Genomic DNA, 22,544 nt, shown 5'->3' on the forward strand with positions numbered 1-22,544 from the left:
GATCGGGTGGTCCGAACGGCGCGGTCGCCACAGGGGAAGTCAGGTGGTGAGCGCCGTCCGGAGGGTCTGGACAAGATCGGACGGCGCGGCCGCGAACTGCTCGGCGAGGTGCCGGGCCCGGTGGCCGAGGTCTGCGGCCTCGACCACGTCGACCAGGCCGAGCCGGGCCAGGTCGTCCCCGGTGAAACGTTCATCCGCCACCAGCAGCCGGAACGCCGCCGCGGGACCGACGCAGGCCCGCAGGCGCCGGACCGTCTGGTCCGGGGGCAGGAAGCCCAGCCGAAGCTCCGGGAAGCGGAACATCGCGCCCGGAGTCGCCAGCGTGACCACAGCGGCGACGGCCAGCGCCCATCCTCCGCCCACCGCCGGACCCTGCACGGCGGCTACCGAGGCGGGGAACGCCTCGACGAGGTCGCACGCATCCTCGATCAGCCGCCGCCGCAGACCCGGCCGGCCCACCGCGGTGCCGTCGTCCGACCGCACATCGGCGCCCGCGCAGAAGGCCGGGCCCTGCGCCTTCAGCAGCAGGACGTCGACGCCCTGTTCGCGGGCGTCCCTGAGCGCCGCGACCAGCTGCTGGAGCAACGGGAGGTTCATCGCGTTACGCGCGTCGGGGCGGTTCAGCGTCACCGTCACGACGCCGCCCTCGATCTCCGACAGGCACAGCGGTGTCCCGTCCGCAGCGGCGTTCATATGAACTCCGGAAGGACTTTGGTGGTGAGCAGGTCCACGGCTTCCGCCGGGTCTGGGCCGACGGGAGCTCCGAGGTATGCCTCGGTGAAGCCGGCCCTGCGGGCGTAGTCGAGGAGTTCTACGAGCAGCTCGATGCAGTCGCCGGGCGTTCCCGAGATGACGAGCTGGTCGGCCACGTACTGGGGCAGGAGTTCGGCCGCGGCGGCGACGCCCCGGCCCGCGTGGACGGCCTCGCGGGTCGCCGCGTAGTCGGACTGTTCGAAGCCGACTTGCTGCAGGTTCTCGTGCGGCTGCTGGGACACGATCAGGGCAGCCTGCATGCGGGCGGCGGCGGTGGCGCGGTCGCGGTCCGCCGAGATGGACATGTTGACCCCGTATATGCGCGTGAACTCTGAGCGGTCGCTGCGCTCCCGGCCGGCTTCGAGGCGATCGAGGTTGCTGACCGCGTCGAACTGGCCGCTGCGAAAGGCCGCGAGGCTGTGCGCCGGGAAGTTGCTCGCGCAGATCACACCGTCGGCCAACTCGCCCGTCATTTCCAGGACCTTGGGTCCCGTGCCGGCCACGATCACCCGGACCGCGGGGTCCTCGACCCAGTCGAGGGACGCGCGACCGTCCTCGCGCAGGCCCAGGTCCGCGCAGGTGAGGGGGTAGTCGCCCATACGGACGGTCTCGCCCCGCCAGAGCGCGCGGCAGAACCTGATGAGCTCGGCGACGCGGCCGACGGGCTGCTGCCGCTCCATCAGGGCGCGCACCAGGCCACCGCCGGTTCCGATCCCCATGCTGACCTGGCGGCCCTCCGGCATGAACTCGGCCAACGTGGCCATCGTGGACGCCTGTTCCAGGGGGTTGCGCCCGAACGGGAACGTCACCGCCGTGCCGACACCGGCTCCGGTCCTGGCCGCGATCGCCCCCAGGACGGCGCCCGCTCCTCGTGACTGCATCTGGTCGGTGACCCAGATCGTCTCGAAGGTCCGAGCAGCGACTTCGGCGACCTCGACCAGGCTCGGTCCACTCGCCCAGGCGTGTAGCTGAATGCCCTTGATCATCGACTCTCGATTCACGATGGTGAACTGTGTCCACGATATTGAACAGAAGGATGCAAAATCCATTCCGGCCGGGGCTCTCAACGCCTGCCGGTCAGTCACGGTGGGCCGAATGCGCGACCGCATCCGCCCCCACCGGAAAATCAGCGATGAGCTGCCACGTAGTCGGGCTCCGTGAGGTATGTGCTCACGATTTCCTCGATCAACGGGCCGTCAGCCTCACTGCGTTCCTTCAGCTCGATCCACCGCGGATCCGCCCTGAAGGCATCCCAGAACGCGATTGCCGCGTCGACGTCCTCGAACGCGCAGAGGTAGTAGATCCGCCGCCGGTCGTCGACGACGTGCCAGAAACCCCTAAGGTCCAGACCGGATTCCCTGAAGAGGGCCACGGTCTCGTCGGCGAAGCGCCGGTGCAGGTCTTCGGTCCTATCCGGCAGCGCGATGTACTCGCGCAGTTCGAGGATCATGCCGGGATCCCGGAGACCGAGACGCCCGAGCGGGTCTTGTAGCGTCGGTTGATGTTGATGAGCACGGCCGTGAGCGGCTCCAGCTGACGGGCCAGGCGCAGGGCACCGCCGTCGATACCGGGACGGCCGGTGATCGTCGCTGCGAGCGCGGCGACCTTCTCCTTGGCGTCCTTGTCGTCGCCCACCACCAGGACGTCCTCGTGGCCGAGGGGGCCTTCCGCCTCCCACAGGGAGACCGCGGACAGGTGATGGAACGCCCCCACGACCACCGCGTCGGGCACGAGCTCCTGGGTCTGCTCGGCGGCGCTGCCGTCCTCGACGGCCAGGCCGTACGCGCCGCGCTTGTCGAAGCCGAGCGGGTTGACGCAGCTGATGACCAGCTTCCCCGCCAGGGCTGGCGCGAGAGCCTCGACCAGCTCCTTGTGTCCGTCCCAGGGCACGACGATCAGGACGGCCTCGGCCGCCTCGACGGCGCCCCGGTTGTCCAGGCCGAGCACGTCGACGGCCGAGCCGGCACGCGCGCGGATCTCGGCCGCGGCCTCCTCGGCGCGCCCGGCCGAGCGGGATCCGATGGCGACCTTGTGGCCGGCGCGGGCGAAGTGCAGGGCCAGGCCCTTGCCCTGTGGACCGGTACCTCCCACAACGGCGATGGTGTGGTTGTCCATGGTTCGTGCTCCTCAAGAATGTGCCCGCGACCGGCGGTGCGGGGTCACAGGCCCGGCGGTGCGGTGCCGGGCCTGTGAGTCTGGTGGGATCAGCCGGCGGATCGCTCCGGGCCGGCCTCCGGGTAGTCGTCCGGTACCCGGCCGCCGCTGCGTACTGTGATGGCCCGCGCGGCGGTGACCAGGTAGGGGGCCAACTCGTCGATGTCCTGCGGCGTGAGATCCGTTCCCATGCCGAGGAGGCTGATCACGAGGCAGGGTTGCCCGTCCCGGTCGAAGACGGGGAAACCCATGACGTTCAGCTCGGGGGCGTACTCGCCGAAGACGACTCCGAAGCCGCGGGAGCGCACTTCCTCGCGGCGCGGATCGTCGGCCGCGGCCTGCACGCCGTCACGCCACGCGTCGGCCAGTCGGCTGAGCAGCGGCGCGTCCCGGTCGAATCGGGAGCCGATCTCGATCGTGATCTTGATGTCCTTGCGGCTCTCGATCTTCGCGATCGCGGTGAAGTGCCCGTCAGGCATCGGTGAAATCGCGAGGCACGCCAGTTCGGTCCGCTCGGCCAGCCGCTCCATGAACGGCCGCGCCTCGGTGACCGGGGTGGTCCTGGTGACCGCTGCCACGCCGTATTCCACGAGCAACGGTCCCAAGTTGTAGCGCCGAGTGTCGGAGCTGTACTCGATGAGACCTTCGCTGACCATCGTCCGAATCAGGTTCGACGCCGTGCTCTTGGCCAACCCGCACGAGTTGGCGAGTTCGGTGACCGTCGCCCCGCTTCTGTGCCGGACCAGGTGATCGAGTACCCGTACCGTGCGCGATACCGCCGGCACGAGAACCCCGGATCCCTGGTCGGCGGCATCGTCGTCGACGTTCACGCCGCTGGATTCGGAAGGCCCCATCGCCACGTCTCCTGCTTTCCGGTCAGGGAAGTCTCAGTGCTTGGCTGAGTCCCCTACCAACTCGACAAAGTGGAACAGCGTACCGTCGGGGTCCGCCGCGAAAAGGATCTTCCACCCGTTCACTCCGTCGGGAGCCATGACGGTCTGGGGGGTGTGCAGGAACTTGACGCCCGCGTCGCTCAGGCGGTCGTACTCGCCCTGGATGTCGTCCGTGAGGATCGAGAAGCGGCACAGGCCGGGGTTGACGGTGTCGGCGATGGACCGCTCGCGGGTCGCTGGCACGTCGCGCCACTCGATGATGTCGAGCATCGCCTCGTCGGGCGAGTTGTTCAGGCGCATGTGCGCGAAGCGCAGCTTGCTGCCCTGTGCAATCATGAACGCCCGCGCGAGGTTGACGTCGTCGACCTCCTTGTCCTGCACGACCTCGAAGCCCACGAGCTTGTAGAACTCGATGGTGCGGTCCATGTCGGTGACGTTGAGACCGACATGCCAGAATCTACGCATAGGTGGTCCCTCTCGTGATGTGTGTCTGTATGTGACATCCGGGCACGGACGCCGCCGGGGGCAGTGCCGGGGTAGGGCGTGGAGAGCTCCGGGTGGTGCTCCGTGGCTCCGGGTCCCGCGCGGGGCCGGTTCCGGGATTGGCGACATTCGCCGTTCAGTGCGTCGCCGGAGCAAGCTCGCGCCGGAGGAGCTTCCCGGTCTCGGTCCTCGGGAGGGACGAAACCACCTCGAACTCACGGGGTTTGGCGTGCGGCCCGACCGTGGCGGCCACCAGGTCGCACAACTCGGATCGGAGCGCCTCTCCGACCTCGGCGCCGGCCTCGGCGCCGGTGAACCGCAGGAAGACCTTCACCCGCTGGCCGATCTTGTCGTCCGGGATGCCGACCGCGGCGGCCTCGGCCACCAGCGGGTGCTTCACCAGGGCGTCCTCGATCTCCGAGGGGCCGATCCGGTAGCCACGGCTCTTGATGACGTCGTCCGCCCGGCCCAGGTACTCCAGGCGCTGTCCGTGGGCACGCCTGGCTAGGTCGTTCGTCCGGTGCCAGTCACCGGCCGGGGGCACCGGGCTCTCGGTCTTCGCATCCCAGATCCCCAGCAACGCGACCGGGTCGGGAAGCCGCAGGGCGATCTCTCCAGCCTCACCGTGGGCGACCTCCCGGCCGTCCTCGCCGAGCAGCGCGATGGTGTGACCCGGATACGGGGCGCCCATCGTGTCGTCATCGACGGACCCCAGCGTCGCCGAGTCACCGATGAGACCGTTCGCCTCGGTCTGACCGTACGCCTTGTTCACGGCCTGCGACAGGTGCAGCCGGGACCACGCCATCTCGGCACGCCCCGCCGGCTCGCCGCCGGTGACGACGGCACGCAGCCTGCGCTCCGGCGCCCGGCCGTTCGCCTGCAGCAAGCGCAGGACCGAGGGCGGCAGGAACGCGGTCGTGACACCGCACCGCGCGAACAGGTCCAGCGTGGCGTCCGCGTCGAAATGCGTCTGCCGCTGCGCGACGACCGGGACGCCGAACGACCACGGGACGACGAGCCCCAGCATGAGGCCGCCGATCCAACCCCAGTCGGCCGTCCCGTAGTAGACGTCCCCGGGCTGGAACAGCTCGAAGGCGTAGTCCACTCCGGCGTGGCCGAGCAGTACCTGGTGGCCGTGCAGGATGCCCTTGGGCAGGCCACTGGTGCCCGAGGTGTACATCAGCAGGGCGGGGTGCGTCGGACCGACCGGCCAGGGAGCGTCGGAGTGGTTGTCGACCTTCCGGCCCGCGATCCCCTTCCCCTCGGCACCATCGACCGTCATCACGACACGGCCCTCGACGTCGCAGCCCGTCGACCGCAGCCGCTCGAGACCCAGCCCGTCCGTGACGAGGACCTTCGCCCCCGAGTCGGTCAGGCGGTGGGCGACGGAGCTGCCGGCCAGGAGCCGCGGGATCGGGAGCAACACCGCCCCGGCTGCCAGCACCCCGAAGACGGCCTCCGCCGCTGCCGGCGAGGGATCGAGGTAGAGCGCGACCCGGTCGCCCGGAGCGACGCCCTGCGCGCGCAGCACATCGCTGATCCGCAGCGAGGCCTGCTGCACCTCGCCGAACGTGATCTGGCCGACTTCCTGGGGTCCGGCCGTGAGCACGGCCACCGCGTCCGGATCCTGCGCGAAGAGCGCGTCCTGCGCGATCGAGTAGTCCAGAGCGGGCGACCACCGGGCGAGGCCCCGCAGTTCCCGCAGGTGGGCGACGACCGGCACGTCGGCGCCCTGTGGCGCTAGTCCAGACGTGCCCATACGCTCTTCTCCTTCGTGAAGCTCTCGATCGCGCTGCGACCGAGGTCACTGCCGTAGCCGCTGTGGCGGAACCCGCGGTACGGCGAAGCCGGGTTGAGTACGCCCCAGCTGTTGATCCACACGTTTCCGGCGTCCAGCGTCCCCGCGAAGCGCAGGGCCCGGCCGACATCGCGGGTGAACACGCCGGCTGCGAGTCCGTAGAACGTGTCGTTCGCCAGCTCGATCGCCTGCTCCTCGCCCTCGAACGGCAGCACACCGAGGACGGGCCCGAAGATCTCCTCGCGAGCGATCCGCATGTCCGGGGTGACGTCCGTGAACAGCGCCGGCTGGTAGAAGAAGCCCGGACCCTCTGCCGGAGCCTCGGTGCTGCCCGCCAGAAGACGGGCGCCCTCCTCGGCACCCGACACGACATAGGAGTGAACCGAATCGCGCTGCGCCGCGTTGACCAGCGGGCCGATCTCCGTCTCGGGATCGAGCGGGTCGCCTACCCGGGCCGCGTCGACCCGGGCCTTGACCAGCTCCACGACCTCGTCGTAGATCGGGCGCTCGACCAGGAGTCGGCTGGGCGCGGTGCAGGTCTCGCCCTGGTTGCCGTACATCGCTGTGAAGACCACGTCGGCGATCGTCTTCGGGGACGCGTCCGCGAAGGCGACCAGCGCCGACTTGCCGCCCAGCTCCAGCGAGGCGGTGATCAGCCGGTCCGCCGCCATCCGGCCGATCTCCTGGCCTATCTCGGTCGAACCGGTGAAGGTGACCTTGCCAACACCCGGGTGCCGGACCAGTGCGTTGCCCGCCACCGAGCCGCGGCCCGGCAGGACGTTCACGACGCCGGCGGGGATGCCGGCCTCCAGGGCCAGCTCGCCCAGCGCCACTGGGACGAGGGGTGCCAGCTGCGCCGGCTTGAGGACGACGGAGTTGCCCATCGCCAGCGCCGGCGCGATCTTCCAGATCGACTGCACGGCGGGGAAGTTCCACGGGGTGATCGCACCGACCACACCGATCGACTCACGCACCGTGTAGTTCAGGAAGCGACCGGGGGCTGGGATCGTCCGTCCCTCGATCTTGGTCACGAGGCCGGCGAAGTACTCGACGGTCTCGACCATGACTGGCAGGTCGATCGCCGAGGACTCGCGGATCGGCTTGCCCATGTCGCGGGTCTGCACCTCGGCGAGCTGCTCCTTGTTCGCCTCGATGAGCGCCGCGTAGCGCAGCATCAGGCGGGTGCGCTGCGAGGGCCGCATCCGCTTCCACGCCTTGGCGCCGGCCTGTGCGGCCTCGACGGCACGGGCGACGTCGTCCACGCTCGCCTCGGCGACCTTCGCGATGACGCTGCCGTCGGCGGGGTTGACGGTATCGAACGTGGCCCCGTTCGAGGCGTCTGTGAGCTGGTCACCGAGGACCAGCGGAACATTTGAGGTCAGTGCACGCATGATCGACTCCTTTACGGTCGGGCCTCAGGGGAGACGGTGCGCGGTCGGCAGGACCGCCTCGGCGAGAGCCTGCAGCTCCTCCATCGCGGACTCGAGCGTGGCGTGCTCGAATGAGGTGTCGCAGATGAAGTGCGTGACACCGAGGTCGCCGTACGCCTCGATCGTCTCGGCGTTGTAGGGCGCCTTGCGCAGCGGGCGCGCCGTGAGCGTGATCTCGCTCATGTCGCGGCCGGCCTCGGCCACGTACGACCGCAGTGTGGCGAGGTAGCCCGCGTAGTCCTCCGGGCCCACGGCCAGCGGGTGCCAGCCGTCACCGATAGCGGCGATGCGGCGCAGCGATGCCTCGCTGTAGCCGGCAAACCAGACCGGGATTGTGCCGCGCACGGGCTTGGGGAACATCATGAAGTCGTGCAGGTTGTAGAAGTCGCCGTCCCAGGAGACCTCGTCCTCGGTCCACATCTGGCGCATGGCCTTGACCATCTCGGTCACCCGGCGGCCGCGGTCCTTGAACGGCGCGCCCAGCGCCTCGAACTGCTCCTTCATCCAGCCGACGCCGATGGCGACGGACAGCCGGCCCTTTGACAGGACGTCGATGCTCACTAGTGTCTTCGATGTCTGCACCAGCGGGCGCCACGGCAGGATCAGGCAGGACGTGCCCAGCTCGACCGTCTCCGTCGCGGCCGCGGCCCAGGTCAGCGCGGTGAGGCAGTCCAGGTAGGGGGTTTCGGGCGCCCAGAGGAACTTGCCGTCGGCGGTGTACGGGTAGGCCGTCTCCACCTTCGTGGGCAGGGCCACGTGGTCAGTCATCCACAGCGAGTCGAAGCCGATCTTCTCCGCGTAGCGGGAGACCTCGCTGATCGCGTCCGGTCCGGCCCAGGGACCGGCGCCGGGGATCCTGATACCAACCTTCATGTGATGCTCCTGTCAGGACGTTGTGATTTCACAAGATGTTGTGAGGTCAGCGGACGACTCGCGCTGCCAGCAGCCGCGCGATGTCTTGGTCGTTGTGTCCGAGCTCCTTGAGGAGCTCGGCGCTGTGCTCGCCCAGGACGCTCGGCGGACGCTCCACACGGCCGGGAGTGTCCGACAGCTTGATCGGCAGGCCTGGCACCCGGACCTCGCCGAGGGCCTTGCTCTCCAGGTCGACGACCAGGTCGAGCGCGCGGATCTGGGGGTGCTCCACGGCCTCGTCGTAGGCGAGGACAGGGGCGCAGATAATGTTCTGCTCGGTGAGCAGGGTGACGATGTCGTCCCGGTCGCGCTCGGCGAACCAGGGAGCGAGCACCTCGTCGAGCTCCTCGCGGTGGGACAGCCGGCTCGCGGCGTTCGCGAACCGCTCGTCGTCGAGCAGGTGCTCGGCGCCCGCCGCCTTCACGAACCGCTCGAAGTGCCGGTCGTTGAAGGCGACCATGTGGACGGCCCCGCCGTCACGCGTCACGTACGCGTTGTACGGCGCGTAGAAGTTGCTCGCGTTGCCGACGCGCGGCGCCACGTAGTCGGCCAGCATGTACTGGCCCAGCCACGGAGACTGCAGGTGGAACAGCGAAGCCACCAGCGAGACTGAGCCGTTCTGACCGGCTCCGGTCTTCTGCTTCGCGAAGAGCGAGACCAGGGCCGCGATGGCGACAAGGTAGCCGGCCGAGCTGTCGGCCACCGGCGGGCCGGCCTTGATGCCGCGGCCGTCGGTGTCCCCGGTGGCCTGGATCATGCCGGTGAGGGCCTGGGCAACAGGGTCCAGCGCGGGCCGGCCGACCATCGGGCCGCTGTCACCGTAGCCGCTCACGTTCAGGCAGATCAGGTGGGGATGGCGCTCCCGGAGCTCTTCGGTGGTCAGGCCGAACTTCGCCTGCACAGCGGGGAGCATGTTCTCGATCAGCACGTCGGCGCCGGCGCACAGCTCGTGAAAGAGGTCCCGTCCCTCCTCCGTGCGCAGGTCGAGTGCGATCGCCCGCTTGTTCCGGTTGACCCCGGCGTAGACACCGCTCATACCGTCGCGGCCAGGACCGAACGTACGAGACTCGTCCCCTGCGAGGGGCTCCACCTTGATCACATCGGCACCGAAGTCAGCCAGGATCGACGCGCCCAGCGGGCCCGCAACCATCGTCGCGGCGTCGATCACCCGCGTTCCTGCCAAAGCCCGAACCTGCTGAGTCATCCTTGGCCACCCTGTTCATTATCTCGAACTGGCGTCAGCATTTGGAACGACCATAGGTATGCTCTTCATCGGCGTCAAGGCTCCTCCGGAGACTTCCGGGAAGGGCGCCCTCAGCCCCGGACCCTGATGCCGGGCCGTCGACGACCGGACCGGAGGGCTGGTGCGCAAGCGTGAAAAGTCAGCAACTCGCTTCATCTGAAAGCAACTTGGAGTTCAACCCACCGCGCGCCATCGGAGAGTGGCGGGAGTTGGACGCACGGCAGCGAGGAGGGGCCGGGTACGAACGGCCACCGGTGCCGGGTCGGCCCGAACACGGCGCGAGCGAACGGGAATCGGGGCGAAGACGGATGCGGGCGGGTGCCGACCGGATCGAGAGCCGGGCGGCAACCTTCTTGCCTGCGAGGGCGCGAAAAAGCCTCGACCGACAGGAGTCGATCAAGGAATCCGACGCTCACTGGGGGTTTCGCTCGCACGTTCAGCCGCTCCGGCGTCGACGTGTACAGTTCTGCCGATCAACCACACCCCCGGGAACTGGCAGCGTTCCGTCGCCTTTGCCCTACCGTTGGAAAACCCTTAGACACCGCGAGGTTCCGGGCTTTCCAGCGCCCCGTGCGGCCGTCGGCCCACTCAGGCCGACCACCTCCGCACATCGGATATGTGGCGAATTCCACACCGAAAGCAGCAGACCACCGCCCTCGATGGGCGGCCAGAAACCCCGACCGCCCGAGCGATCGCGTTCCCTGCCAGCAAGGACCGTGCCTCAGCGACCTGTGCGACGGCTGGCTCGCGACCCCGGTACGAACTCCCCCGTCCCGGAAACACCTCGGCCGTTCCCGGACTCGGTCGACGGCAGGACCTCATCCGGGCACAGTCACCTCTAAGGAAAGTGCATGTACACGATCGATCTCGCCTACGTGGGGCGTGGCCCCCACGAAGAGCTGGTCACATACATCGCGGATCAGCAGGACTTCTACGCCGACGCCGGTGTCCACGTCGCTGTGCGGGACGGCTCCATCTGGGACCAGGAACGACTACGCCGCGGGGCCGTCATCGGCCTGGGCAGGACGCTGCTGTCCCGGCTGGTCGGCGGCATCCCCTGGGTCGCGCTCAATGTGAACACCCAGCGGCCCCAGTTCTGGTTCCTCTCCCGGCCTGGCCTGGACTCCCTGGCCGACCTGGCCGGGAAGCGCCTGGCCGTGCATCCGCACCACACGGGACCCGGCTGCTTCACCCGCATCATGCTGCGCCAGGCCGGACTGGACCCGGACCGCGATGTCGAGACCATCGTCCGTGCGCCCGGCGACTACAGCATGGATCTGCGCCGGCTGCGCGAGGGCACGATCGACGCCGCCGTGGTGGGTGACGCCCTGGCGCCCGAAGCGGTGGCCGCCGAGAACGGCTGGAAGGTACTGGCCTTCGCCGGCGACCTCTTCCAGATCCCGACCGTCGGTGTGTCCGTCGACCCGACCTACACCGATCCGGAGGACCCGGCGGTCCAAGCCGTCGTGCGAGCCCACCGGCGCGCGTTGCGGGTGATCCGGGACGAGCCCGACACAACGGTCCGGTACCTCCGGGCCTTCCTCAACGGACACACGGAAGAGGAAGTCCGGGCGCACTACGAGAGGTTCATCGCCCCCTCGTTCGGCATCGACGGCCAGGCAGACCTTGCCTCCGCCGAGGCAGCCGTCAAAACAGTCGCCGCCGAACTGAGTGTCCCCGCCACGTTCACCGCAGCAGATTTCTACCGCACCGCACCCGCCACGGCTTAGGCCGCGGTGTCCTTTCGGAGCACTACAGAGAGGCTGACTTGTGAAAGAGTTCCTGATCGAGGTCACCACCAACATTCCCGAAGGAACCGAGGAGGCCGAGGTCGACCGCCGTCGCGCCGCAGAGGCCGCCCGGGCCGTCGAGTTGATTTCCTCCGGCCACCTGGTCCGGATCTGGCGTCCGGTAGGAGAGACGCGCAGCATCGCCCTGTGGCGGGCCAACGACGAGGCCGAGTTGCGTGACAAGATACTGAGCACCCTGCCGCTGTGGTCCTGGATGACGTCCGTCGTCACCCCCCTTGAGTCGCATCCGAGCGACCCTGGCAAGGCCGACGCAACCATCTGACCTGCGCCTGCACGGTGGAACTGACCCTGCATCGTGCAGGGCGACGAGGTCGCGGTGAACGCGCTGCTCGACCACCCGGATGTGGCGGCCGTGTCGTTCGTGGGCTCCACGCCGGTCGCGCGCCACGTCTTCAGGAGGGCGTCCGCCGGCGGCAAGCGCGTGCAGGCCCTCGGCGGCGCGAAGTACCACATGCTGGTGCTGCCCGACGCCGACCTCAATGCGGCGGCCGAAGCCGCCGTGTCCGCCGCCTACGGCTCCGCGGGCCAGCGCTGCATGGCCGTCTCCGTGGTGGTCGCGGTCGGCTCGGCGGGCGACGCGCTGGTCTCCCGGATCGCCGAGCGCGCCGCGAAGGTCAGGATAGGACCGGGCAACGACCCGACGTCCGAGATGGGCCCGCTCGTCACCAAGGCGCACCGCGACGAGGTCGCGCAGTACGTCGCGGGCGCGGCCGCCCAGGGAGCCGACGTGGTGCTCGACGGCCGCGGCTTCACTGTCGAGGGCCTGGAGAACGGGCACTGGATGGGCATCACGCTCCTCGACAGGGTCAGCACGGACTCGGACGCGTACCGCAACGAGATCTTCGGTCCGGTCCTGTGCGTGCTCCGGGCAAAGACCTACGAGGAAGCCATGAACATCATCAACGGCTCCCCGTTCGGCAACGCCGGCGCCGTCTTCACCCGCGACGGCGGCGCGGCCCGCCGGTTCCAGTTGGAGGTCGAGGTCGGGATGGTCGGCGTGAACGTGCCGATGCCGGTGGGCTACCACTCGTTCGGCGGCTGGAAGGACTCGGCCTTCGGCGATCAAGGTGTGGGCGTTGGTGAGCTCAGCGATGGCGTCGCTGTTTTGCCTGAGAATGTCCTCCTCTGTGGGGGTTGGATAGTATTCTGGCAGTTTCGTGATCTTTTCGAACAGTTCACTGCCGGCCGCGTCGTAGAGCCAGCGGGGCGGGAGCGATTTCGGCGAGGATGCCATTCCGCGCATCACGTCGGACTGGAGAGCCTTTCAACTCGCCCTGGCTGCTGGGAGGTTGCGACGGGAGCGGGGCGGCATCGGCAGCAGTTCGAAGGCGTGATCCGGCGGTTCAGCGGGGCAACGAGAACAGCGACGGTCACTGTGGTGGCAGGCACGGAACTTGTGGGCACCGCGGCTTACCAGGGGCCGTGGTGGACCAGGCCCAGGGTGAGGGCGGCCACTGCGGTGGCCAGGAACGCGACCCCGCCTACGATGTCGCGGGAGCCCACCCGCACGTGGGCGATGATGGCGCCGATGAAGTACAACACGAGGCCGGAGGCGGCGAGAGTTCCCAGTAGCGGTACGGCGAGCCCGGCCAGCAGCCCCACGGTGCCCGCTGCCAGCAACGTGCCCAGTACCGGCACATACTTCCGAGGTATGCCCTTCATGTCCGCCTGGGTCTTGGGGTATTCGTGGCCGATCAGGTAGGTGACCGCGGCGGCACCGTTGAAGACCGCGCCGAGGATGCTGACCGTAACGAAGGCGATGAACACGTTCTCTCCGCTCTGCGGGGACAATGGTGCTGGGCGCCATGTTGCCGTGCGCGGGTGATCGTACATGTCGCCCCGACGCGAGCAACTGGCCGTATGTGCTGCTCGTTGTGGCTCAGCAGTCGGTCGACCTCACCCGCACGAAGCGCCGCTCACACGCCCTCCACCCGTGCGCTGAGCCGTTCCAGGGTGCGCCGGCCCTCGCGCCGGACCCCGAGCGGGAAGAGCGCCGGGCGGCCGGGAATGCGCAGGCCACCGGTGAAGGCGACCAGGGTGCCGCCCGCAGTGGGCCTGGCGGCGATGCCCACCAGGACGAAGCGGCTCTGCAGCAGGCACCATCCGGGGCGCAGCACCCCGTCGAAGCGTGCCCGCAGACCGTGCTGGCTGGTGGCCACGCCTTCGATCCGATCGCCGTCGGTCCGGGTCACCCGCAGCCGCCGGGTGTCGGGCACGATCCGGGCCAACTCGCCCTCCAGGTCGGCGAGAAGCGGCCAGACCTCGTCGAAGGGCGCGGCGACGACCCGTTCGACGACATGGGCCCCGCGTACGCCGGCGGCCAGGGTGTGCAGCCGTCGTACCGGGTCCAGGGCCGCGGTGGGCCAGTTGACGGTCATTGCGACCACGCCTTCCTGAAGGAGTCGCGCGCCCGGTGCAGCCGGGATTTGACGGTGCCGACGCGCAGCCCGAGCAGCCGAGCGGCCGACTGCTCGTCCAGCCCCTCCACATCGCGCAGCACGAGGACCGCCCGGTGCTCGGGAGAGAGCCGGGACAGGACGTTACGGATGTCCGTGGCCAGCTGCGGGTCGCCGGGGCTGGGCAGTGTGTCGAGTTCGGCCGGGACCGAGCGGGCGGACCGCTGGGCCACGCGCAGTGCCTCACGGGCGGCGATCGCCCGCACCCAGCCGTGCAGAGCGGCCGGTTCCCTCAGGGAGCGCAGGCTGCGGAAGACCGCGACCAACGTTTCCTGTACGGCGTCCGGACCCTCGTCGAGGGCGATGGGCGCGCAGATCCGACCGACGAACGGGGCGAGTTGGTCGAGCAGGTCGTTCATGGCGAGCGTGTCACCGCGCTGGGCGGCGCGCACCAGCCGTGACAGCTCGGTGCGGTCGGCGCGGTTATCAGGCACGGCTGAAGTCTTCCATCCGCTCGGCGGGGGCCGCCGTCGGCGAGGTGCGCCCCGACCGTACGACCAGGATCGCGCCGGCCGCGGTCACCAGGGACAACGGCGTGTAGAGGCAGGCGTTGAGCCACTGGAAGGTGGCCCCGGCCCGCTCGTCGAGGCCCGCTTCGATGCCGCACATCCACACCAGGCCGGCCGCGGCGCGGGCGGAGACTCCGGCGGCCACCGCCGTCGTCCCCGCCTGCAGCACTCGTCCCCAGCGGTGCCCGCGGCCGAGGCGGACCCGCGCCCGCACTATGCCGGCCCCGGTCAGCAGCAGCGTCGCCAGCGGCAGCAGATCACGCGGGGCGAAGGGGACGTCCATGCCGAGCACGGCCAGCGAGAGCCCGAGGCGGTCTCGAGCCGGCCAGGTGGCGCCCATAGCCCAGTAGAGGTGCAACAGCCCGTCGAGGGCGAGAACGCTCGACACGGCTGCCGCGGCGCGTCGAGCGGTGCGCTCGCGCTTGCTGACTTTCTGCATGGTGACCTCCCCAAGGAACGCGGACGACGCGCTTGCGTCACTCTCCAGAGGAGCCGTAACCGCGATTCGTTCCACGGAACACGGCCCGCGTCGTTACCGGCCCTCGGCCCGTTCCACCGAGAGATACGGCGACGGACGGCGCCGGGTACGGGTGAGCACGGTGTCGAGGCTGAGCGGGTGCCGTTCGGCCGCGGCCAGCCCGAGCATGCCGACCGCCAGCACGAACACGCAGTAGTGGAACTGTTCGGTGACCGGTAGTGAGACGGTCATCGAGGTCCCGAAGCAGGCCAGCAGGCACGCGGCACCCAGCGCCGTGAGCCGCAGCTGGACGCCGAGCAGCAGGGCCAGGCCGAAGGTGATCTCGCCGATGGTGGCCAGCACCGCGAGGGGCGGCGCGAGTCCACCGGGCAGGAACGAGGCCACCTGGCGGGTGTAGGTGGTGAAGTGTGCGAAGTCGCCCCAGTTCACGTTCGGCGACCCCGGCCTGCCGAAGACGCCGAACCGGTCGCCGACCGAGAGCAGGAAGTCGGCGGCCATCAGGATCCGGACCGGGACACCCGTCCACGGGTACCGGCCCGCCAGCGCGGCGAATCCGCCGAGCACCACCAGCACCGAGACCCCGAACAGGTCGGCCCCGTGGGTCAGGAACCAGATCGACTGCACGCAGAGCGCCGCCCACAGGGCGGTGCGGACAAGGAGCTTCACAGCGAGCCTCCAGAGGTGACGGCACGTACATGGAGATGGAGAGACCTGCCCGAGCGGACGTTCCCTGTGAGGTCGGCCACAGCGTCGACGGCCACCGCTGTAGATGCCAAGAACCACGCCGCGCTGGTCACGCCGCATGTTGGTACACGTGCAGGATTCGGCCGACGCGGTCGCGTCGGTGGACGTCGAGGTGGGTGAGCTGGTCGAGTTCGGTGATCGGTTCGGGCACAGGACGTAGCGACGCGGCGTTTGAGAGATACGGCAGGGCCCCGCCCAGTGCCCGGCATGACAAGCTGGGCTTCCCACTGCCCGAACCCAGGAGGTCACCATGACTGCGCAGTCGCCATCGCAAGAAGGTTCGGAGCCTACTGACGACGAAAGCCCTGCCCTGGCGCCCGGCGATGACAGCCAACATGAACTGAAGGACAAGTTTCGCCAGGCCCTGGCACGTAAGCGCGGCATGCAGACAAACGCCGCGGCGCTCGCTGCGAACACCGATGCGTCGAAGGCCCGCGGCGCTCACGGCCCGGCTGGTGGCCGGCGCTCGTTCCGGCGAAAGAGCGGCGGCTGAGCTCAAACCGGCCGCCGGACGGGGACACCGCCCGGCGGCCATGCCGATGGTGGTCGCGTGGCGTTCTGCCGGGTGGCGGAGGCAACCAACCCCAGCTTCCGCCAACAACAGCGCGGTGCTCTACGTCCTTCCGTCACGGCCACGGATCGCGCCCATCTGCCGGACGCGATCCGTGGCCACTTGCTGACGAATACCACCGGGCCGGCACTCGTGGCCGTGCTACACCGCCCGCAACGCCGACACCGCCCGGCGCACCTATGAGGTCGGCCAACGCACCCGCGCCCTTGCCGAGCAAGGCCATGTCACTGACCGCTACACCAAGGCCATCGAGCAGCCCGGATCTGCCGAACTCGCCGCCCGCCCCGGCGACATCTACTGGAGCACATCGCCCGCGACTCGGCCGGCGACCACTCCCCCGTCGTGGAAGTCCTCACCGCCTTCGTCCGCGCAGCTCCCCCTCCAAGAGGTTGTCTCAGTCGGCTGTTGGATGGACGCGCAGTCGTAGGCGTTCGCCCTGCGGCCCGAACATGATCAGGTATTCGACCGGCCCGCCAGGGCTGGCGTTGGCGACTCCGTGAGGGGTGCGGGTGTCGAACTCGGCGACTTCCCCGGCGGTGAGGACGAGGTCGTGGTCGCCGAGCGCCAGCCACAGCCGTCCGGACAGCACGCACAGCCATTCGTACCCTTCGTGGGACACCTGTCGTGGTCGTAGCGGCTGCTTGCCGGTTGCGGACAGGACGTGCTTGTGGGCGTGCAGGCCCCCGACGTACCGGGTCAGCGGCAACACCGCCTTGTCCTCCACCGGACGCTGGGGCGAGGGGCTGGGCGGCTTCTCCGCCGTGGCGGATACGGTGCCGGCCAGCTTGTCCAGCGAGACGCCGTACTCCTTCGCCAGGAGCAGCAGCAGTTCCAGGTTCGGCTTGCGTCGACCGTTCTCGATCCGGGACAGCGTGCTGAGGGAGATGCCGGTCGCGCGGCTCACGTCGGTGAGCGAGGCTCCGTGCCGCTCACGCGCGGCTCGCAGCCGTGGCCCCATGCCGGCCAGCGCACGAGCAATATCGTCGTCCGTCATCGGCCTCACCCCTCTCCAGCCAGTCCCTGTACGCAGCCTGCTGGCCTGCTAGTTTGCCAAACTGGCAACGCTGGTCGCATCTGCCAGGCACCGCGACGCATGATCGATGCGTAACTGCGGCCACCTGGGAGTCCGAGGAGAAGCCATGCATCAGTCCACGCCATCGGCAGAGTGGCGCCACCGCACCATCGACGCACCCGCCCGGCGGCTGCACCTGGTCGAACAGGGCACCGGGCCGCTGGTCCTGCTCGTCCACGGCTTCCCCGAGTCCTGGTACTCCTGGCGTCACCAGCTCCCGGCACTCGCGGCGGCGGGATATCGGGCGGTCGCACTCGACGTGCGCGGCTACGGCCGCTCCTCCAGGCCGTCCGCGCCGCAGGAGTACCGGATGCGGGCCCTCGTGGATGACAACGTCGCCTTGGTGCACGCCCTGGGTGAGGAGACGGCGGTGATCATCGGGCACGACTGGGGCTCGAACATCGCGGCAATCTCCGCCCTGCTCCACCCCGAGGTCTTTCGCGCGGTGGGCCTGCTGAGCGTTCCCTATGCCCCGCCCGGTGGCCCTCGCCCCAGCGATATCTTCGCGCATATGGGCGGGGACCAGGAGTTCTACGTCTCGTATTTCCAGGAGCCGGGCCGGGCCGAGGCCGAGATCGAGCCCGACGTCCGGGGCTGGCTCGCGGGCTTCTACGCGGCCCTGTCCGCCGACACCATGCCGGCGCAAGGGGAGCCTGACCCGCACTTCGTCAGCAGCGGCGGAACGCTGCGCGACCGGTTCCCCAAGGACCGGCTGCCCTCCTGGCTCGCCGAGACCGATCTCGACTTCTACACCGGGGAGTTCGAACGCACTGGCATGACCGGAGCACTCAACCGCTACCGGAACATGGACCGCGACTGGGAAGACCTCGCCGACGTCAACGGCTTGCCGATCAAGCAGCCGTCCCTGTTCATCGGCGGAAGCCTGGACGCCTCCACAAACTGGATGGCCGACGCGATGAACGCCTATCCGGCGACACTTCCCGGACTGGTCTCCTCCCACCTGCTGGACGGATGCGGCCACTGGCTCCAGCAGGAACGCCCCGACGAGATCAACCGACTGCTGACCATCTGGCTTGAAGCGGTGTCTTAATCGGCGCTTCTGCGGTAGCAGATGAGGGCGCCGGCGATGCCGACGAAGACGAGGAAGTGTTCAACCTTGCGCTCGTAGCCACGGTGCAGGCGGCGGCACCCGTTCAGCCAGGACATCGTGCGCTCGGTCACCCAGCGGTGCCGGCCCAGGCGGCCGCAGTGCTCCTTGCCGCGTTGGGCGACGCGGCACGATCTGCCGGCGTCGGAGCCAGCTGCGCAGGTGCTCGAAGTCGTAGCCTTTGTCTGCGTGCAGCTTGGGCGGTGGCGGCACCTTGGGCCGCAGCGGGAGCGGATCGGCGGGATTCCAGCCAGCGGAAGGCGGTGCCGCTGCGTCCACCCCGACCGGCACATCTCACGCCGTCGGCTCGTCCAGTTGCTCTGCCGCCAGGCTCACCGGTGGCAGCCACAACCGCAGCCGCACGCCCTGCGGCAGTGGTTCAGCGGCCACGCCGCCGCCGTGCGTCTCGGCGATCTGCCGGACGATCGCAAGTCCGAGCCCGGAACCCGGCAGGGATCGCGCGGCCGGTGAACGGTAGAAGCGGTCGAAGACGAAGGGCAGGTCAGCCGCCGGGATTCCGGGCCCCTGGTCGCACACCGACACCGCACCGTCCGCTGTCGTGGATACGGTGACCTGCCCGTTTTGGGGACTCCACTTCACCGCGTTGTCCACAAGGTTGCCGATCGCCCGCTCCACCGCGTCCGGGTCGGCGTGCACCATGCACGGCGCCAGCTCCGCGGCGAACCGTAGCCGCGGCGAACGCGCCGCCGCCCGGTCCAGCGCCCGCTGGGCCAGCAGGTCGATCCGGGTGTCCTCGGTGTGCGTCCGCACACCGCTGTAACGCCCCAGATCCACCAAGTCGTTGACGAGAGAGGTCAGCTCCGCGGCCTGCGCGCGGGCCTCGCCGAGCAGCGCGGGGGCCTGCGGATCGGCCAGGCCCGGGCCCTCGCCGAGCAGTTCCAGGTTGGTGGTCAAGCTGGTCAGCGGCGTGCGCAGTTCGTGCGAGGCGTCCGCGACAAGCCGCCGCTGCGCGCCCACCGACTCCTCCAGCGCCGCCATCATCGCTGCGAACGACCGGGTGAGGCGGGCTATTTCGTCCCGGCCGTCGGTGTGCAGACGGGCCGTCAGATCCTGTGTCGCCGTGACGTGTTCGACGGTATCGGTCAGCCGCCGCACCGGCCGTAGCACCCGCCCGGCCGCCAACCGGCCCGCCACCGCGGCCAGTAGACAGCCGCCCGCGGTGATCCCGACCAGCAGCACAGCAAGCTGCCGCAGGGTGCCGTGCACGACCGCAGTTGGTACGTAGGTGCGCACCAGGCCACCGCGGCTGTCCGCCAACTGCGTGGTGTAGACGCGGTAGTGCCTGTCATCCCAGTCGGCGTCGCGGAAGTACGCGGGGTGGACGCCCTCGGCGACCTGGACGTCCACGTCGCTGACGTCGACGAACCCGTCACTCGGGCCCTTGGCGACCGGCGGCAGGACGAACTGCAGCGTCGTGGAGCCGACAGAGACCGGCTTCGTTGGGATGGCGACCTCGTCCGGTCCCTCGCCGTCCTGCTCCGCCAGCGCGCTCTTCTGCTTGAACTCCTTTACCACCTGCGGCGCTTGGTCTGCGGCCGACACCAACTCCGCGTCGCGGCGCTCGTTCAGGTTGACGCTCAGCGCCGGATACAGCACCACCGAGGCCAGCACCAGCGCAGCGAGCACCGCCGCGGCGCCCGCGGACGCCAGCCTGTTGCGCAGGCTCACGGCTCCTCCCGCAGCACGTACCCGAGCCCCCGCACGGTCTGGACGAGCCGCGGCTCACCGCCCGCCTCCAGCTTGGCCCGCAAGTAACTCATGTACACCCACAGGGCGTTGGACGACGGCCCGAAGTCGTAGCCCCAGACCGAGTCGAAGATCAGCGTACGGCTCAGCACCCGGCGCGGATTGCGCAGGAAGAGCTCAAGCAGCGCGTACTCCGTTCTGGTCAGGTCCAGGACGCGGCCGCCCCGGGACGCCCGGCAGGCGGAGGTGTCCACCTCCAGGTCGGCGAAGCGCAGCACCTCCTGGTCGGCGCCGCTGCGCCGCAGCAGGGCACGGATCCTGGCACGCAACTCCTCCAGAGCGAAGGGCTTTGCCAGGTAGTCGTCCGCACCCGCGTCGAGGCCCGCGACCCGGTCGGCGACCAGGTCGCGGGCGGTGAGCATCAGGATGGGGGTGCGGTCCCCCCGGGCCCGCACCCGGCGGCACACCTCAAGGCCGTTCGGTTCCGGCATGAGGATGTCCAGCACCACGGCGTCCTGCCGCCCGGCGGCCAGCGACTCCAGCGCGGCGGTACCGTCCGCCGCGACGGTGACCTCGTACCCGTCCCGGGTCAGGGCGTGCGCCAGCGAACGGCGCACCGCGTCATCGTCGTCAACCACCAGCACTCGCATGGCGCAAGGGTGCCTTACCGCTTGTCAGCGCGACGTCAGTTCGACTCAAGCCCGGGCGCCACGGCTGGCTTGCCGTCCCCGGGCTTCCCGTCACCCGGCTTGCCCGGTGCGGGCTCACCCGGCTTGCCGGGAACCGGCTTGCACTCACCGCGCTTGCCGTTGCCATGCTTGCCGGACCTGCCGTCCTTGCCCGGCGCCGGCTTGTCCTCGCCCGGCTTCCCCGGGGCCGGCTTGGCCGTCACCTTCTTGAGCTGGATGATCGCGTCCGTGAGCTGCTGCGGGCTCACCCCGAGCTTGGCGGCGATCGCCGCGTACGCCGGGGTGGTCTCGTCGATGTGCCCCTTCGGGCCGGTGGCGAGCTTCTGCAGGGCGTCCAGCGCGGCCTGGGCCTTCGCCGTCGACACGCCGAGAATCTTGGCGAAGTCAGCGGCGCTGAAGGCGGAGGCACCGCCCTTGTCCCCCTTGCTGCCCGGGTCACCCGGCTTCGTACCGCCCGGCGCCTCCTTGAAAAGGTTCTGCAGCAGCACCCGCGCCTTGGCCACGGGCATGCCCGTCGTCTTGGCGAAGGTCGCCACGATCTGGTCGGTGAGCTTGCCGCCGTTCGCGCCGAGCGCGATCTTGACGTTCCTGAGGGCGTTCTCCAGCTTGCTGTCCGGCTTGTCCGGCGAGCACTGGACGACGGTCTTGCCGTGGCCCGTGCTGCCGGCCCCCTTGCCGTCGGACGTGCCGGCCGCTGCGGCCGAGCCCGCTCCCACGGCGAGAACGAGAGCTGTCGCGGCGGCCAGCGCTGCGGTTGTGGGGCGCATCGTGCGCCTCCTTTCTGGTAGCTGCTGCCACCACACCAGCCGCCGCTTCAGGCCACCCGAGCCGAACCTTAGGACTTCCCTAGAACGGGCCTGATCCGCCTGGTACTCCAGCCGTAGATCGTGATCTTCATGTCTGATGCGCGGCTCGCCGGTGGTCATGGCCGGCCCAGGCTCGGGCCTGATGGCGGCGTCTCCAGTGGGACCAACCGAACCGGTGGGCCGCATCGCGGATGGGCCCGGCGCGGACCTCGGGCCGGACTGTGGAGCACGGCCGTGCCAGCGAAACGGGACAGTCGATCAGGATCGCCGGCCCTTTGAGTCGAGGGGGTTCAGGCGAAGTGCGTCGACGGTCAGGTCGAGAAGTCGGTCGACTTTCTCCGTTGCGTCGGTCGCCGTGGTCGACAGGAACACGCCGAGGAGCATCATCGTGACGTCCTCGGGATCGACGTCCGAGCGCAGCGAACCGGCCTCGGTGCCGCTGCGCAGCATCAGGGCGATGGCCGCCGTTATACGTTCCCGCGTCGCGGGCGTGGCGATGCTCCCCGACGCCCAGCCGGCGCGCAGCGTGTCGGACATGCCGCGCTTGATCTTGAAGAACGCCGCGTACCGGGTCATCCATGTCCGCAGGGCGGCCGCGGGCTCGAGTTCGTCGAGCAACTCCGGTGCGCTGGAGACGACTTCGTCGAGCTCCGCGGCGTAGACCGCCTCCACGAGCGCCTCCCGGGTCGGGAAATGCCGGTAGAGGGTGCCGATCCCGACGCCGGCGGCGCGGGCGACCGCGTCGAGGCGGACGGCGTCCGGCGTCGCTGCGAAGGCGTCCCGGGCGGCATCGAGGAGTCGGTCACGGTTGCGCCGTGCGTCGGCGCGGGCCGGGCGGGCGGGCGCTGCCGCGTCCCGGCCAGTGGCCGTGGGCTCGGTCCCAGACAAAACGGAGAACCTCCGGTTAATGCTACGTTGGACGAAGCG

The 22,544-nt window shown here is 69.6% G+C and carries 24 protein-coding genes and 3 pseudogenes; 5 read left to right on the top strand and 22 right to left on the bottom strand.

Annotated elements, in window-relative coordinates:
- Positions 1-39 precede the first annotated feature (39 nt).
- The 10 genes from ABZ904_RS32650 to ABZ904_RS32695 all read right to left on the bottom strand — a co-directional run bounded on the left by ABZ904_RS32650 (position 40) and on the right by ABZ904_RS32695 (position 9,627).
- On the bottom strand, positions 40-693 hold the full coding sequence (locus tag ABZ904_RS32650) for an enoyl-CoA hydratase/isomerase family protein (protein ID WP_361000147.1): 654 nt from the start codon (positions 691-693) through the stop codon (positions 40-42).
- Positions 690-1,754 (bottom strand): LLM class flavin-dependent oxidoreductase, encoded by a 1,065-nt coding sequence (locus tag ABZ904_RS32655; RefSeq protein WP_361000144.1) that lies wholly within the window; start codon positions 1,752-1,754, stop codon positions 690-692. Before ABZ904_RS32655 ends, ABZ904_RS32650 begins: the two co-directional genes overlap by 4 nt.
- Before the next feature lie 125 nt (positions 1,755-1,879).
- Positions 1,880-2,203, bottom strand: a complete 324-nt coding sequence (locus ABZ904_RS32660) for an NIPSNAP family protein (protein ID WP_359407000.1) — start codon at positions 2,201-2,203, stop codon at positions 1,880-1,882.
- The gene (gene npdG, locus ABZ904_RS32665; protein WP_359406997.1) at positions 2,200-2,868 is read right to left on the bottom strand and encodes an NADPH-dependent F420 reductase; all 669 of its coding nucleotides are present in this window, start codon (positions 2,866-2,868) and stop codon (positions 2,200-2,202) included. Before npdG ends, ABZ904_RS32660 begins: the two co-directional genes overlap by 4 nt.
- 89 nt (positions 2,869-2,957) lie before the next feature.
- On the bottom strand, positions 2,958-3,761 hold the full coding sequence (locus ABZ904_RS32670) for an IclR family transcriptional regulator (RefSeq protein WP_359406994.1): 804 nt from the start codon (positions 3,759-3,761) through the stop codon (positions 2,958-2,960).
- A 33-nt stretch (positions 3,762-3,794) separates the two neighbouring features.
- Complete coding sequence (locus tag ABZ904_RS32675; RefSeq protein ID WP_359406991.1) at positions 3,795-4,265, bottom strand: VOC family protein; 471 nt, start codon at positions 4,263-4,265, stop codon at positions 3,795-3,797.
- A 154-nt stretch (positions 4,266-4,419) separates the two neighbouring features.
- Entirely contained in the window at positions 4,420-6,042 is a 1,623-nt protein-coding gene (locus tag ABZ904_RS32680) for an AMP-binding protein (protein WP_361827380.1), read from the bottom strand.
- Positions 6,024-7,472: an aldehyde dehydrogenase family protein gene (locus tag ABZ904_RS32685; protein WP_361827383.1), complete on the bottom strand. Its 1,449-nt coding sequence runs from the start codon at positions 7,470-7,472 to the stop codon at positions 6,024-6,026. Before ABZ904_RS32685 ends, ABZ904_RS32680 begins: the two co-directional genes overlap by 19 nt.
- Positions 7,473-7,496: 24 nt before the next feature.
- Positions 7,497-8,384: a TIGR03619 family F420-dependent LLM class oxidoreductase gene (locus ABZ904_RS32690; RefSeq protein ID WP_359406982.1), complete on the bottom strand. Its 888-nt coding sequence runs from the start codon at positions 8,382-8,384 to the stop codon at positions 7,497-7,499.
- A 46-nt stretch (positions 8,385-8,430) separates the two neighbouring features.
- Positions 8,431-9,627 (bottom strand): CoA transferase, encoded by a 1,197-nt coding sequence (locus ABZ904_RS32695; RefSeq protein WP_361827387.1) that lies wholly within the window; start codon positions 9,625-9,627, stop codon positions 8,431-8,433.
- A gap of 890 nt (positions 9,628-10,517) precedes the next feature.
- Here ABZ904_RS32695 and ABZ904_RS32700 point away from each other — a divergent pair.
- The 3 genes and pseudogenes from ABZ904_RS32700 to ABZ904_RS32710 all read left to right on the top strand — a co-directional run.
- The gene (locus tag ABZ904_RS32700) at positions 10,518-11,396 is read left to right on the top strand and encodes an ABC transporter substrate-binding protein (protein WP_361827389.1); all 879 of its coding nucleotides are present in this window, start codon (positions 10,518-10,520) and stop codon (positions 11,394-11,396) included.
- Between the two features lie 40 nt (positions 11,397-11,436).
- Positions 11,437-11,739 carry a muconolactone Delta-isomerase family protein gene (locus tag ABZ904_RS32705; RefSeq protein ID WP_359407039.1) on the top strand — a complete coding sequence of 101 codons (303 nt, stop codon included), beginning with the start codon at positions 11,437-11,439 and terminating at the stop codon, positions 11,737-11,739.
- A gap of 30 nt (positions 11,740-11,769) precedes the next feature.
- A pseudogene (locus ABZ904_RS32710) lies at positions 11,770-12,576 on the top strand (aldehyde dehydrogenase family protein); the annotation flags it as partial.
- 18 nt (positions 12,577-12,594) lie between these two features.
- Here the strand turns inward: ABZ904_RS32710 and ABZ904_RS32715 are convergent.
- The 6 genes and pseudogenes from ABZ904_RS32715 to ABZ904_RS32740 all read right to left on the bottom strand — a co-directional run.
- A pseudogene (locus tag ABZ904_RS32715) lies at positions 12,595-12,720 on the bottom strand (L-histidine N(alpha)-methyltransferase); the annotation flags it as partial.
- 167 nt (positions 12,721-12,887) lie between these two features.
- Positions 12,888-13,244: a DoxX family protein gene (locus ABZ904_RS32720; RefSeq protein ID WP_359406973.1), complete on the bottom strand. Its 357-nt coding sequence runs from the start codon at positions 13,242-13,244 to the stop codon at positions 12,888-12,890.
- Positions 13,245-13,393: 149 nt separating this feature from the next.
- Positions 13,394-13,855 (bottom strand): SRPBCC family protein, encoded by a 462-nt coding sequence (locus ABZ904_RS32725; protein ID WP_361000123.1) that lies wholly within the window; start codon positions 13,853-13,855, stop codon positions 13,394-13,396.
- Positions 13,852-14,367, bottom strand: coding sequence for an RNA polymerase sigma factor (locus ABZ904_RS32730; protein WP_361000120.1), 516 nt, complete (start codon positions 14,365-14,367; stop codon positions 13,852-13,854). Before ABZ904_RS32730 ends, ABZ904_RS32725 begins: the two co-directional genes overlap by 4 nt.
- The gene (locus tag ABZ904_RS32735; RefSeq protein WP_361000118.1) at positions 14,360-14,881 is read right to left on the bottom strand and encodes a DUF3995 domain-containing protein; all 522 of its coding nucleotides are present in this window, start codon (positions 14,879-14,881) and stop codon (positions 14,360-14,362) included. The genes ABZ904_RS32730 and ABZ904_RS32735 overlap by 8 nt, the downstream gene beginning before the upstream one ends.
- A 93-nt stretch (positions 14,882-14,974) precedes the next feature.
- The gene (locus tag ABZ904_RS32740; RefSeq protein WP_361827394.1) at positions 14,975-15,586 is read right to left on the bottom strand and encodes a DoxX family protein; all 612 of its coding nucleotides are present in this window, start codon (positions 15,584-15,586) and stop codon (positions 14,975-14,977) included.
- A 328-nt stretch (positions 15,587-15,914) separates the two neighbouring features.
- Between ABZ904_RS32740 and ABZ904_RS32745 the strand changes: the two genes are divergently transcribed.
- Positions 15,915-16,157 (top strand): DUF5302 domain-containing protein, encoded by a 243-nt coding sequence (locus ABZ904_RS32745; protein ID WP_359406958.1) that lies wholly within the window; start codon positions 15,915-15,917, stop codon positions 16,155-16,157.
- Between the two features lie 472 nt (positions 16,158-16,629).
- Here ABZ904_RS32745 and ABZ904_RS32750 read toward each other — a convergent pair whose 3' ends face one another.
- Positions 16,630-17,229, bottom strand: a complete 600-nt coding sequence (locus ABZ904_RS32750) for a helix-turn-helix transcriptional regulator (RefSeq protein WP_361827397.1) — start codon at positions 17,227-17,229, stop codon at positions 16,630-16,632.
- A gap of 145 nt (positions 17,230-17,374) precedes the next feature.
- On the opposite strand from ABZ904_RS32750, the gene ABZ904_RS32755 reads away from it, so the two are divergent.
- Positions 17,375-18,358, top strand: a complete 984-nt coding sequence (locus tag ABZ904_RS32755; RefSeq protein ID WP_361000108.1) for an alpha/beta hydrolase — start codon at positions 17,375-17,377, stop codon at positions 18,356-18,358.
- Here ABZ904_RS32755 and ABZ904_RS32760 read toward each other — a convergent pair.
- From ABZ904_RS32760 to ABZ904_RS32780, 5 genes and pseudogenes are all read right to left on the bottom strand, one after another.
- Positions 18,355-18,675: pseudogene (locus ABZ904_RS32760) on the bottom strand (transposase); the annotation flags it as partial. The gene ABZ904_RS32755 and the pseudogene ABZ904_RS32760 sit on opposite strands and share 4 nt — an antisense overlap.
- 34 nt (positions 18,676-18,709) lie before the next feature.
- Complete coding sequence (locus ABZ904_RS32765; protein ID WP_361000105.1) at positions 18,710-20,104, bottom strand: HAMP domain-containing sensor histidine kinase; 1,395 nt, start codon at positions 20,102-20,104, stop codon at positions 18,710-18,712.
- Complete coding sequence (locus ABZ904_RS32770; protein ID WP_361000102.1) at positions 20,101-20,772, bottom strand: response regulator transcription factor; 672 nt, start codon at positions 20,770-20,772, stop codon at positions 20,101-20,103. The genes ABZ904_RS32765 and ABZ904_RS32770 overlap by 4 nt, the downstream gene beginning before the upstream one ends.
- 35 nt (positions 20,773-20,807) lie before the next feature.
- Positions 20,808-21,578: a hypothetical protein gene (locus tag ABZ904_RS32775; RefSeq protein ID WP_359409148.1), complete on the bottom strand. Its 771-nt coding sequence runs from the start codon at positions 21,576-21,578 to the stop codon at positions 20,808-20,810.
- 297 nt (positions 21,579-21,875) lie between these two features.
- Positions 21,876-22,505, bottom strand: coding sequence for a helix-turn-helix domain-containing protein (locus ABZ904_RS32780; RefSeq protein WP_359409146.1), 630 nt, complete (start codon positions 22,503-22,505; stop codon positions 21,876-21,878).
- Positions 22,506-22,544 lie beyond the last annotated feature (39 nt).

The sequence above is a fragment of the Streptomyces sp. NPDC046900 genome, from assembly GCF_040644975.1.
Classification (GTDB): Bacteria; Actinomycetota; Actinomycetes; order Streptomycetales; family Streptomycetaceae; genus Streptomyces.